The organism is Burkholderia sp. AU4i, assembly GCF_000466765.1.
Lineage (GTDB): Bacteria > Pseudomonadota > Gammaproteobacteria > Burkholderiales > Burkholderiaceae > Burkholderia > Burkholderia cepacia.
In genome coordinates, this window is the sequence record NZ_ASSI01000205.1 from 1 (window position 1) to 12574 (window position 12574).

Sequence of the window (12574 nt, forward strand, 5' to 3'; positions counted from 1 at the left end):
TCGACCTACGCGACGTGGTGGATCCGCCAGAGCATCGAGCGGGCGATCATGAACCAGGCCCGCACGGTGCGCCTGCCCGTGCACGTGATCCGCGAACTGAACCAGGTGCTGCGCGCGAAGCGCCACCTCGAAAAGAATTCGATGTCGACGGGCGAGGCGGCCGAGCGCCGCGAAGCCAGCATCGACGACATCGCCTATCTCACCGGCAAGACCGCCGAGGAAGTCACCGACATCCTCGCGCTCAACGAGCACACGGCGTCGCTCGACGCGCCGCTCGACCTCGATCCCGCGAGCAGCCTGCTCGACCTGCTGCCCGACGACCAGAGCCAGTCGCCCGACGCCGAAGTGCAGCATCGCGAACTCGAGACGCTCACTCGCGCGTGGCTGTCGCGGCTGTCCGACAAGCACCGCCACGTGATCGAGCGCCGCTTCGGCCTGAATCACATCGAACCGGCGACGCTCGAGGAGCTGGCCGACGAGATGGGGCTCACGCGCGAGCGCGTGCGCCAGATCCAGCAGGAAGCGCTGGTGCGCCTCAAGCGGTTTTTCGCCTCCAACGGCGTGCGCAAGGACGCCGTTCTGTAACTGATGACTCCGATTCTTGTTTTTGACATCGAGACGATTCCCGATGTCGACGGCATTCGCCGTCTGGAAGACCTGCCCGCGACGCTCGACGATGCCGCGGTGGCCGAACATGCGTTCGCCGCGCGCCGCGAGAAGACCGGTGGCGATTTCCTGCCGCACCACCTGCAGCGCATCGCGGCGATCTCGTGCGTGTTCCGTGACAACAACGGGTTTCGCGTACGCTCGCTCGGCACGCCGCAGGACAACGAAGCCACGCTGATCCAGTCGTTCTACCGCGTGATCGAGAAATACACGCCGCAGCTGGTGTCGTGGAACGGCGGCGGCTTCGATCTGCCTGTGCTCCATTACCGCGCGCTCGTGCACGGCATTCCCGCGACCCGCTACTGGGATCTCGGCGAGGACGACCGCGAATTCAAGTGGAACAACTACATCTCGCGTTACCACTCGCGGCATACCGACCTGATGGATGTGCTCGCGATGTATCAGGCGCGCGCGAACGCGCCGCTCGACGCACTCGCGAAGATGTGCGGCTTTCCGGGCAAGCTCGGGATGGACGGCAGCCAGGTGTGGCCGGCATTCCTGGACGGGCGGATCGAGGAAATCCGCAACTATTGCGAAACCGACGTCGTCAATACCTACCTGCTGTATTGCCGGTTCCAGTTGATGCGCGGCGGCCTGACGCCGAGCGAGTATGCGGACGAGATCCTGCTCGTGAAGAACTCGCTTGCGCAGGAGCCGGCGTCACACTGGGCCGAATACCTCGCCGGCTTCACCGCGTAGCGCGGGTGGGGTGCGCCGAGGCCGGCGCGATCAATCGAGTTCGAGCAGCACCGGCTGGTGATCCGATGCGCGGACGTCGCCGTCGATTTCGCAGCGCATCACGTGCGGCAGCAGCGTATCGGTCACGAATACGAAGTCGCACGCGAGCGGCCCCTCCGACCATTGCGCCGTATCGTAGACACCCGCCGTCGGCGGTGGCGTGCGGCCGGGGTGCCGGGCGACCCATGCGTCGACGAAGCGCGGCGCGTCTGCGATCGGCGCCAGGAATCGACGATAGGCATCGCTGCCGAACGCGCTGTTGAAATCGCCGCAGACGATCGCATCGCACGGCTGGCCGGTCGTGCTGAACGGCCCCTCGGCGGTTTCGGCGGGCGCTGGTCGTGCAGCGTGTGCGCAGGCCTCGCGGTGCCGGTCGCGCAGCGCGTCGACCTGGGCGAGCCGCTGGCGCGCCGAATAGTATTCCAGATGCGTGGTGACCACGCGCAGCGGTCCGAAGGGCGCCTGCAGCTCGACGTCGAGCGCGACGCGCGGCATCGACGGCGCGCCGGCGTCGGCTGGCCACGGCAGCAACTGGCGGAGCACGCGCCCGACCGGCAGCCGGGTCGCGATCGCATTGCCGAACTGGCGACGCGGTGCGCCGGCTTCGATCGGCGGCAGGTCGGCGCCGATCGCTTCGACGATCGTATGGCCGGGCAGCAGCGCCGCGAGTTCGGCGAACTGGTCGGCGCCGGGCCGGCCGGGCAATGCGCCGAAGCCGCGCGTGACCTCCTGCAGGCACAGCACGTCGAAGTCGCCGAGCCCGCGGATTGCCGCGACGGTGCGCGAAAGATCGACGACGCCGTCCGCGTCCCGACCCCATTGGATGTTCCAGTCGATCAGTCGCATGGTCGAATCTCCTGGCGGGTGGATTCCAGGCCGGGGGAGGCGCCCGCTCGGCTTCGCCGCGCCCGCCCGGGCGGAGTTGCGCCCCTGGTCATTCCGGCGCAATGTCGTGCGGTCCATGCTCAAGTATGGACGCCTGCCTCATGCAAAGCGGGCGATGCGGGCCTTCGTCGTCTACAATCTCGCCTTCTTCAACGTTTGTCAGGAAAAGCTGGTGTCCGAAGCCGTCCCCACTTCTGCGCGCAAATCAAGAAATGCGCCCGTCGCGCCCGGAATCGCCCCGGTTCTCGAGATCGAATCGCTCGACATGGAAGCGCGCGGTGTCGGCCGCACGATCACCGAGGACGGCGAGCCGGGCAAGGTCATCTTCGTCGAGGGCGCGCTGCCGGGTGAGCGCGTGACCTATTCGAGCTTCCGCCGCAAGCCGAGCTACGAGCAGGCGACGGTTGTCGACATTCTGCGCCCGAGCGTGATGCGCACGAAGCCGAAATGTGCGTTCTTCGGCACCTGCGGTGGCTGCTCGATGCAGCATCTCGACATGCGCGCACAGGTGGCGGTCAAGCAGCGCGTGCTCGAAGACAACCTGTGGCACCTGGCGAAGCTGCGCGCGGAAACGATGTTCGCGCCGATCCACGGCCCGTCGTGGGGCTATCGCTACCGTGCACGCCTGACCGTGCGCAACGTTGCGAAGAAGGGCGGCGTGCTGGTCGGATTTCATGAGAAGAAGAGCAGCTACGTGGCCGACATGACGAGCTGCGAAGTGCTGCCGCCGCACGTGTCGGCGATGCTGGTGCCGCTGCGCCGGCTCGTCGAAGGACTGTCGATTCGCGATCGGATGCCGCAGATCGAGCTCGCGGTCGGCTCGGAAGTCACGGCGCTCGTGCTGCGTGTGCTGGAGCCGATCAACGCGGACGACGAAGCGCTGCTGCGCGCATTCGCGGACGAGCACAAGGTGCAGTTCTGGCTGCAGCCGAAGGGCCCCGATACGGTGACGCCGTTCTATCCGCTCGACGTGTCGCTCGATTACACGCTGCCGGAATTCGGTATCCGCATGCCGTTCAAGCCGACCGACTTCACGCAGGTCAATCATCAGATCAACCGCGTGCTGGTGGGCCGTGCGCTGCGCCTGCTCGCGCCGTCGCGCGACGACCGCGTGCTCGACCTGTTCTGCGGGATCGGCAACTTCACGCTGCCGCTCGCGCGGCTGTCGCGCGAGGTGATGGGCATCGAGGGCAGCGACACGCTGACGACGCGCGCACTGGCGAACGCGCGTGAAAACGGTGTCGACGGCCACACGACGTTCGCGTGCCGGAACCTGTTCGAAGTGACGGGCGACGACATCCGTGCGCTCGGCGCATTCGACAAGTTCCTGATCGACCCGCCGCGCGAAGGCGCGCTCGCGGTATCGAAGGCGCTGGCCGAGATCGCGCAGAGCGGTGAAGGCCCGCTGCCGAAGCGCATCGTCTATGTGTCGTGCAACCCGTCGACGCTGGCGCGCGACGCGGGCCTGCTCGTGCACGAGGCCGGCTACCGCCTGAAGGGCGCCGGTGTCGTGAACATGTTCCCGAATACGTCGCACGTCGAATCGATCGCGCTGTTCGAGCGCGACTGAGTTCCGGGCGGCGGACGTAAAAAAACCGGCCCGCGGGCCGGTTTTTTCATGATGCGTGGCGAACGTCAGTTGCGGTTGCCGCCGAAGATGCCGAGCAGCGCGAGCAGGTTCGTGAACACGTTGTACAGGTCGAGGTAGATCGCGAGCGTTGCCGAGATGTAGTTCGTCTCGCCGCCGTTCACGACGCGCTGGACGTCGAACAGCATGTAGGCGGAGAAGATCGCGATCGCGAGTACCGACACGGTGAGCATCAGCGCCGGGAGTTGCAGGAAGATGTTCGCGACCGAGGCAAGCAGGATGACGATCACGCCCATGAACAGCCATTTGCCGAGCCCCGAGAAATCACGCTTGCTGACGGTGGCGATCGTCGCCATCGCGGCAAAGATGATGCCGGTGCCGCCGAACGCAAGCATGATCAGCGACGGGCCGTTCGAGAAGCCGAGGATGAAGCTCAGCAGCCGGGACAGCATCAGGCCCATGAAGAACGTGAAGCCGAGCAGCACGAATACGCCTGCCGCGCTGTTTTTCGTCCGCTCGATCGCGAACATGAAGCCGAACGCGATCGCGAAGAACGCGAGCAGGCTCATCATCGGGCTCGTGGCCGCGAACAGCGAGAAGCCCGTCGCGACGCCGACCCAGGCGCCCAGCACGGTCGGCACCATCGACAGCGCGAGCAGCCAGTACGTGTTCCGCAGCACGCGGTTGCGAACCTCGGCGGTGCTGACGGAACCGCCGCGGCCGAAATTGTACGGATAGTCGTTCATGGTTTCTCCTAACATTGAACGCGTGGGCGTCCGGGGCCGGTTCGGCGCGCGCGGTGTGCGGCGCAGCAAACCGGAGCAGCTATGGCTAAGATACGTTCCGTGCCGGGAGGTTTCAATGGCCGGGCAGCACAAAACATATGGATTCTGAACCTTTCACGCGTGTAAGGGTTCAATCGCAATGATACACGGGATCGTGCTACAATAGCGGATTCATTTGAACCTGTAACTTCTTAATTTTTTGGAGTTTTTATGGCAATCGAGCGCACCCTGTCGATCATCAAGCCGGATGCGGTGGCAAAGAACGTGATCGGCCAGATCTACAGCCGTTTCGAAGGCGCCGGCCTGAAGATCGTCGCATCGCGCATGGCGCACCTGTCGCGTGCTGACGCAGAGAAGTTCTACGCGGTTCACGCAGCGCGTCCGTTCTTCAAGGACCTCGTCGATTTCATGATCTCGGGCCCGGTGATGATCCAGGTTCTGGAAGGTGAAGGCGCGATCCTGAAGAACCGCGACCTGATGGGCGCAACGGATCCGAAGAAGGCGGAAAAGGGCACGATCCGCGCCGACTTCGCCGACAGCATCGACGCGAACGCCGTGCACGGCTCGGACGCTGCGGAAACGGCAGCGGTCGAAATCGCGTTCTTCTTCCCGGAAATGAACGTTTACTCGCGCTAAGCCCTGGCTGGCAGCAAGTAGGCAGGATTCAGCGCACGCGGCAAGGCAGCACATCATGACGAGCGAAACTTCCGTCAATCTTCTCGACTTCGATGCCGAGGGTCTTGTCGCGTACTGCGGCAGCCTCGGCGAGAAGCCGTTCCGCGCCAAGCAGTTGCAGCGCTGGATCCACCAGTACAACGCTGGCGATTTCGACGGCATGACCGATCTTGCGAAGTCCTTGAGAGAGAAACTCAAGGGCCGCGCGTCGATCGTCATGCCCGAGATCGCCAGCGATCACGTTTCCGCCGACGGCACGCGCAAGTGGCTGATCGACGTCGGAAACGGCAATGCGGTCGAAACCGTGTTCATCCCGGAAGAGACGCGCGGCACGCTGTGCGTGTCGTCGCAGGCCGGGTGTGCGGTGAACTGCCGCTTCTGCTCGACGGGCAAGCAGGGCTTTTCCCGCAACCTGTCGACAGCCGAAATCATCGGCCAGCTACGGATGGCCGAATTTGCATTGCGAGCGTCGCTGGGTCGCGCACCCGGCCCGAACGGCAAGGCCGAGCGGGTCGTCACCAACGTGGTGATGATGGGCATGGGCGAGCCGCTGCTGAATTACAGTGCGGTCGTGCCGGCCATGCGGCTGATGCTCGACGACAACGCGTACGGCCTGTCGCGCCGCCGCGTCACGCTGTCCACGTCCGGCGTGGTGCCGATGATGGACCGCCTCGGCGCCGAGTTGCCGGTTGCGCTGGCCGTTTCGCTGCACGCGCCCAACGATGCGCTGCGCGACGAACTGGTGCCGCTCAACAAGAAGTATCCGCTGCGTGAGCTGATGGCAGCTTGCCAGCGCTACCTGAAAGTCGCGCCGCGCGACTTCATTACTTTCGAATACTGCATGCTGGACGGCGTCAACGACACCGAAGCGCATGCGCGCGAACTGCTGGCCGTCACGCGCGACGTGCCGTGCAAGTTCAATCTGATCCCGTTCAATCCGTTTCCGGAATCGGGCCTCATCCGCTCGAAACCGGAGCAGATCAAGCGCTTTGTGCAGGTCCTCATCGACGCGGGTGTCGTCACGACCGTGCGCAAGACGCGCGGCGACGACATCGATGCCGCGTGCGGCCAGCTGGCCGGCGCAGTGAAGGATCGCACGCGCCTCGCGGAACGAACGGGCGCAGCAGGGAAAATCATCGAGGTTCGGGCGATTTGACAGGGGCGCCTGGCCGGGGATGCCAGCGCCTTTTGGGCGGTACAACACGCGAATAGCGATCGGTCGCGGCGCCACGGCGTCGCGCATGGTATGGACAGTTGCGGGTGCCGGCCGGCGGGAACCGGCGGCGGCCGCCAGTGAAGAAGAATCGACGCGAGGACAAGGATGAGTGAGCCGCAGCCGTCTAACGGCGCAGAGACGAATGGCGCGAAGCCGGCACCGGCAGGGTTGGAATCGCTTGCGGCGGTCGGCAGCCGGCTGGCGCAGCTTCGGGAGGCAAGAGGGTGGACCGTCGACGACGTGTCGGCGCGACTCAAGGTCGCACCGCAGAAGCTCCGGGCGCTCGAGGCGGGTGACATCAGTCATTTGCCCGGCGTGACGTTTGCACTCGGCGTCGTACGCAGCTACGCGAAGATGCTCGGCGTCGATCCGGAGCCGTTCGCGCAGGCGTTGCGCCGTGAGCGCGGGGTGCCGGAAGTCGACCTGTCGATGCCCGCATCGTCGGGGACGGATCTGCCGCGCGGCCGCGTGTCGATTCCGCTGGGCGGATCGTCGCGGCATCATCCGTGGTTGTGGGGCACGGCGATCGTCGTCGTCGCGGTGGTCGCCGTACTGATGTGGCACACTGGCGGCGATTCGTCGAGCCTGCTCGCGCGTTTCAAGGGCGGCGACGCGGAGCATGCGTCGGCCGCGAGCGTGCCGGCGGCGGCATCCTCGTCAACCGTCGAAGAGGCGGCCTCGAGCGGTGCGGCTGCCGTGGTCGCGAATGAGGTTCCGGCTCCGGCTGCTGCATCTGCTGCGCCGGCGCCGGTTATTGCGTCGGCAGTTCCGGCGCCGGCGCCGGTGGCGCCGGCCGTGACGGCGGCCGCATCGCAGCCGGTCGTGGCGACGGCGGCGGCAAGCGCCGCCGCGCCGGCTCAGCCGGCGAGCGTCGCGGTCGCGGCCGGCCAGTCCATGGTCGAACTGAAGGTCAAGCAGGACAGCTGGTTCAGCGTGCGCGACAGGAGCGGCAAGGAGCTGTTCTCCGGCCTGGTGCGCGGCGGCGAGGCGAAGCAGGTCGCGGGCGACGGCCCGTTCAAGGTCACGATCGGCAACAAGGCGGGCCTCGACACCGTTGCGTTCGACGGAAAACCCGTCGATCCGGCAAAATATTCGGCAGCGCGGGGTAACGTGGCGCGGTTCACGTTGCCCTGACGTCAAGCGCCGTGGCGAAGGCCTGTCGTCGATATCGGCAGGCCGTGAGGGCACGGCGCTTTTTCAATTCATGCGCCGCGTCGCGGCGCATTCCGCGTAAATGGATCTATCGATGCAATCCGAAGCTCAATCCCCACGCAGCAGTCAGATTTGTTCAACCGAGCCGGTGTTCGGCGGGCATCAGCCGCGCCGCGTATCGCATGCGGTGGATGTCCGCTGGGGCGGGCAGCTCGTGACGATCGGCGGCGACGCGCCGGTGCGCGTGCAGTCGATGACGAATACCGACACGGCCGACGCGATCGGCACGGCAATCCAGATCAAGGAACTCGCGAACGCGGGCTCCGAACTGGTGCGCATCACGGTCAACACGCCCGAGGCCGCGGCCGCCGTGCCGGCGATCCGCGAGCAGCTCGACCGCATGGGCGTGACCGTGCCGCTCGTCGGCGATTTCCACTACAACGGCCACCTGCTGCTGCGTGACTACCCGGGCTGCGCCGAGTCGCTGTCGAAGTACCGGATCAACCCGGGCAACGTCGGCCAGGGCGCGAAGCGCGATACGCAGTTCGCGCAGATGATCGAGGCCGCGGCCAAGTACGACAAGCCGGTACGGATCGGCGTGAACTGGGGCAGTCTCGACCAGGATCTGCTCGCGCGCATGATGGACGAGAACGGTGCGCGTTCGCAGCCGTGGGATGCGCAGAGCGTGATGTACGAGGCGCTGATCCAGTCGGCGATCGGCTCGGCCGAGCGTGCGGTCGAACTGGGCCTCGGCCGCGACCGTATCGTGCTGTCGTGCAAGGTCAGCGGCGTGCAGGACCTGATCGCCGTGTACCGCGAACTCGGCCGCCGCTGCGGCTTCGCGCTGCACCTCGGGCTGACCGAGGCCGGCATGGGCTCGAAGGGCATCGTGGCTTCGACGGCTGCACTCGGCGTGCTGCTGCAGGAAGGGATCGGCGACACGATCCGCATCTCGCTGACGCCGGAACCGGGCGCATCGCGCACGGGCGAGGTGATCGTCGGCCAGGAAATCCTCCAGACGATGGGCCTGCGCTCGTTCGCACCGATGGTGATCGCGTGCCCGGGCTGCGGCCGTACGACGAGCACGCTGTTCCAGGAACTCGCGATGCAGATCCAGACCTACCTGCGCGAACAGATGCCGGTCTGGCGCAAGGAGTATCCGGGCGTCGAGAAGATGAACGTCGCGGTGATGGGCTGCATCGTCAACGGCCCGGGCGAATCGAAGCACGCAAACATCGGCATCAGCCTGCCGGGTTCGGGCGAGAACCCGGCAGCGCCCGTCTTCATCGACGGCGAGAAGGTCAAGACGCTGCGCGGCGAGCGGATCGCCGAGGAGTTCCAGCAGATCGTCAGCGACTACGTCGCACGCAATTACGGCCGTACCGAGGCCCTGAACTAATTCGTCCACACACACGATGACTGAACAAAAACGCAAGATCGAGAAGCTCACCGGCGTCAAGGGCATGAACGACATCCTCCCGCAGGATGCCGGCCTTTGGGAGTTCTTCGAAGCCACCGTGAAATCGCTGCTGCGCGCATACGGCTACCAGAACATCCGCACGCCGATCGTCGAACACACGCAGCTCTTCACGCGCGGTATCGGCGAGGTCACGGACATCGTCGAGAAGGAGATGTACAGCTTCACCGACGCGCTGAATGGCGAGAACCTGACGATGCGCCCGGAAAATACCGCGGCGGTGGTGCGCGCGTCGATCGAGCACAACATGCTGTACGACGGCCCGAAGCGCCTGTGGTACATCGGCCCGATGTTCCGTCACGAGCGTCCGCAGCGCGGCCGCTATCGCCAGTTCCACCAGGTCGGCGTCGAGGCGCTCGGTTTCGCGGGCCCCGATGCGGATGCCGAGATCATCATGATGTGCCAGCGCCTGTGGGATGACCTCGGCCTGACCGGCATCAAGCTCGAGATCAACTCGCTCGGCCTCGCCGAAGAGCGTGCCGCGCACCGCGTCGAACTGATCAAGTACCTCGAGCAGTTCGCCGACGTGCTCGACGAGGATGCGAAGCGCCGTCTGTATACGAACCCGCTGCGCGTGCTCGACACGAAGAATCCCGCGCTGCAGGAAATCGCGCAGAACGCGCCGAAGCTGATCGACTTCCTCGGCGAAGAATCGCGCGCGCACTTCGAAGGGCTGCAGCGCCTGCTGCTCGCGAACAACATCCCGTTCAAGATCAACCCGCGTCTCGTGCGTGGTCTCGACTATTACAACCTGACCGTGTTCGAGTGGGTGACCGACAAGCTCGGCGCGCAGGGCACGGTCGCGGCCGGCGGTCGCTACGATCCGCTGATCGAGCAGCTCGGCGGCAAGCCGACCGCGGCGTGCGGCTGGGCGATGGGCATCGAGCGGATCCTCGAACTGCTGAAGGAAGAAGATCTCGCGCCCGAGCAGGAAGGCGTCGACGTGTACGTCGTGCACCAGGGCGAGACCGCGCGCGAACAGGCGTTCATCGCGGCCGAACGCCTGCGCGATACGGGCCTCGACGTGATCTTCCACTGCAGCGCGGACGGCGCGCCGGCGAGCTTTAAGTCGCAAATGAAACGGGCCGACGCCAGTGGCGCCGCGTTCGCGGTGATCTTCGGCGAAGAGGAGGTTGCGAACGGTACGGTGGGCGTGAAGGCGCTGCGCGGTGCGGGCGGAGACGGGGAAAAGAACGTTCAGCAGACCGTACCGGTCGAAGGCTTGACCGAATTCCTAATCAATGCGATGGTTGCATCCGCCGAAGACGGCGACGACTGATCGCGCTGGCATCCGCTCGACAAGAAAGGCCTGAACAGTAAGGAATCGCTCGCCGATGAGTTATCACGACGAACAAGAATCGATTGAAAGTCTGAAGGCGTGGTGGGCCCGCTGGGGCAACCTCACCACGTGGATCGTGCTCGCGGCGCTCGTCGTCGCGGCCGGTTTCAATGGCTGGAACTACTGGCAGCGCCGTCAGGCTGCCGAGGCGTCCGGGCTGTACGAACAGGTCCAGAAGGCTGCCGCCGCGAACGACAAGGCGACGATGGCTCGCGCGGCCGCCGACATGGAAGCCAAGTTCGGCAGCACGCCGTATGCACAGATGACGGCGCTCTCCGCAGCAAAGACGCTGTACGCGGCCGGTGACACGGCAGGTGCGAAGGCGCAGCTGCAATGGGCAGTCGATCACGCCAAGGATGACGAGTACAAGCAGATCGCGAAGCTGCGCCTCGCGTCGCTGCTGCTCGACGAGAAGGCGTACGACGCGGGCCTCGCGCTGCTGTCGGGTACGCCGGTCGATGCATTCAAGGGCCTCGTGGCCGATCGCCGCGGCGATCTGCTTGCCGCGCAAGGCAAGACCGACGACGCGCGCGCCGCATACAAGCTCGCGCTCGACGGCCTGTCGAAGGACGACCAGTCTGCCCGCCAGCTCGTGCAGTTCAAGCTGGACGCGCTCGGCGGCTGAACCCCGGTCCCCTCAACCTCTTAACTCTGCTTCGCTAACCGATGAATTTGCTGAAACGTTACGCTGTGCCCGTTGCCTGCGCGGCGGCTGTCCTCGCATTGGCGGCCTGCTCGTCGTCGAAGGACGCGCGCCGCGTGCCGACGCCGCTCACCGAGTTCAAGCCCGTGATGGACGTGCAACAGGTCTGGAAGGCGAGCGTCGGCAAGGGCGGGCGCTACCTGTTCTCGCCGGTGGCCGTGGGCGACGCCGTCTATGCGGCGGGCGAAAACGGTTCGGTCGAGAAGATCGACGCGAAGACGGGCCAGACGGTCTGGCGCGCGAAGGTCGGCTCCGACCTGTCGGCCGGTGTCGGCAGCGACGGCAACCTGACCGCGGTCGGCGCGCTGAAGGGCGGCGTGTTCGTGCTGGGTCCGGACGGCAAGCAACTGTGGAAGACCAGCGTGCAGGGCGAGATCTTCTCGCCGCCGCTCGTCGGCAATGGTCTGGTGGTCGTCCGCACGATCGACGGCCAGGTGGTCGCGTTCAACGCGCAGACGGGCGAGCAGAAGTGGAACTACCGCAACCGCGCGGTGCCGCTGAACCTGCGTGTGTCGGCCGGGATGACGTTCGCCGGTGACGCGGCGGTGCTGGCGGGTTTCCCCGGCGGCGGGCTGGTCGCGATCAACCTGCAGACGGGCGAACCGTTCTGGCAGACGCCGGTGTCGTTCCCGAAGGGCGTGACCGAGGTCGAGCGCATCAACGACGTCAGCGGTCCGCCGACGCTCGTGGGTGCGGAAGCCTGCGCGGTGACGTTCCAGGGTCAGCTCGGCTGCTTCGATGCGAACTCGGGGCGCCCGCTGTGGGAAAAGCCGTTCTCGAGCCGCAGCGGCCTCGCGCAGGACGATTCGGTCGTTGCCGGCGGCGACGACTGGTCGGTCGTGACCGCGTACGATGCCGCTTCGGGCAACCAGCTCTGGCGCAACGACAAGCTGAAGAGCCGCGACGTCGGCGTGCCGTACCTGCTGGGGCACGCGGTCGTGATGGGCGATTACAAGGGTTTCGTGCACTTCCTGTCGCGCGAAGACGGCAGCTTCATCGCGCGGATGAAGACCGACGGCAGCGCGATCACGGCGGCGCCGGTCCTCGCGGGCAATACGCTCGTCGTGCAGACGAAGGACGGCGGCCTGTACGGATTCCGTCCGCGCTGACGCACAGGAAACATGCGCGACCGCAGCGCGACGGGCTTGTCCCGCGCGCCGTGGTCGTGCAACTTGAAGGCGGCCGGTGCTCCCGGCCGCTCGGTATTTGAAAGGCAGTTCGAGACGAAAGACGACGGCGCGCATCGCGCGCCAGGCGCGCGCATCCGGCGCGGCGCGAATTCGTGATATTTTCATTCAGCGCAGCCGCCCGCAGCAGCGGGCCTCCCGCTGCTGCGCTTCACCGTAGAAA

General features: G+C 65.9%; 12 protein-coding genes. 10 read left to right on the top strand and 2 right to left on the bottom strand.

All coding sequences use genetic code 11. The features are described from left to right. The coding region (locus L810_RS36085) for a sigma-70 family RNA polymerase sigma factor (protein ID WP_042977618.1) at positions 1–585 on the top strand (585 nt) is incomplete at its 5' end. 3 nt (positions 586–588) lie between these two features. Then, positions 589–1365, top strand: a complete 777-nt coding sequence (locus L810_RS36090; RefSeq protein WP_021163110.1) for a 3'-5' exonuclease — start codon at positions 589–591, stop codon at positions 1363–1365. A 30-nt stretch (positions 1366–1395) separates the two neighbouring features. On the opposite strand, the gene L810_RS36095 is transcribed toward L810_RS36090, so the two are convergent. Next, on the bottom strand, positions 1396–2250 hold the full coding sequence (locus L810_RS36095) for an endonuclease/exonuclease/phosphatase family protein (protein ID WP_021163111.1): 855 nt from the start codon (positions 2248–2250) through the stop codon (positions 1396–1398). A gap of 211 nt (positions 2251–2461) precedes the next feature. On the opposite strand from L810_RS36095, the gene rlmD reads away from it, so the two are divergent. After that, positions 2462–3859 carry a 23S rRNA (uracil(1939)-C(5))-methyltransferase RlmD gene (gene rlmD, locus L810_RS36100; protein ID WP_081052719.1) on the top strand — a complete coding sequence of 466 codons (1398 nt, stop codon included), beginning with the start codon at positions 2462–2464 and terminating at the stop codon, positions 3857–3859. Between the two features lie 65 nt (positions 3860–3924). On the opposite strand, the gene L810_RS36105 is transcribed toward rlmD, so the two are convergent. Next, on the bottom strand, positions 3925–4623 hold the full coding sequence (locus tag L810_RS36105; protein WP_006761414.1) for a Bax inhibitor-1/YccA family protein: 699 nt from the start codon (positions 4621–4623) through the stop codon (positions 3925–3927). 249 nt (positions 4624–4872) lie between these two features. Between L810_RS36105 and ndk the strand changes: the two genes are divergently transcribed. The 7 genes from ndk to bamB all read left to right on the top strand — a co-directional run bounded on the left by ndk (position 4873) and on the right by bamB (position 12333). Continuing rightward, positions 4873–5298, top strand: coding sequence for a nucleoside-diphosphate kinase (gene ndk, locus L810_RS36110; RefSeq protein WP_006478674.1), 426 nt, complete (start codon positions 4873–4875; stop codon positions 5296–5298). Between the two features lie 55 nt (positions 5299–5353). Next, entirely contained in the window at positions 5354–6493 is a 1140-nt protein-coding gene (gene rlmN, locus L810_RS36115) for a 23S rRNA (adenine(2503)-C(2))-methyltransferase RlmN (protein ID WP_021163113.1), read from the top strand. A gap of 165 nt (positions 6494–6658) precedes the next feature. Next, on the top strand, positions 6659–7687 hold the full coding sequence (locus L810_RS36120; protein ID WP_021163114.1) for a helix-turn-helix domain-containing protein: 1029 nt from the start codon (positions 6659–6661) through the stop codon (positions 7685–7687). A 112-nt stretch (positions 7688–7799) separates the two neighbouring features. Beyond that, complete coding sequence (gene ispG, locus L810_RS36125) at positions 7800–9104, top strand: flavodoxin-dependent (E)-4-hydroxy-3-methylbut-2-enyl-diphosphate synthase (RefSeq protein ID WP_027787235.1); 1305 nt, start codon at positions 7800–7802, stop codon at positions 9102–9104. 16 nt (positions 9105–9120) lie between these two features. Beyond that, a complete protein-coding gene (gene hisS / locus L810_RS36130; protein ID WP_027787236.1) occupies positions 9121–10461 on the top strand; it encodes a histidine--tRNA ligase in 1341 nt (446 codons plus the stop codon). Between the two features lie 55 nt (positions 10462–10516). Continuing rightward, the gene (locus tag L810_RS36135; RefSeq protein ID WP_021163115.1) at positions 10517–11146 is read left to right on the top strand and encodes a tetratricopeptide repeat protein; all 630 of its coding nucleotides are present in this window, start codon (positions 10517–10519) and stop codon (positions 11144–11146) included. Between the two features lie 41 nt (positions 11147–11187). Then, the gene (gene bamB, locus L810_RS36140) at positions 11188–12333 is read left to right on the top strand and encodes an outer membrane protein assembly factor BamB (protein WP_042977620.1); all 1146 of its coding nucleotides are present in this window, start codon (positions 11188–11190) and stop codon (positions 12331–12333) included. Positions 12334–12574 lie beyond the last annotated feature (241 nt).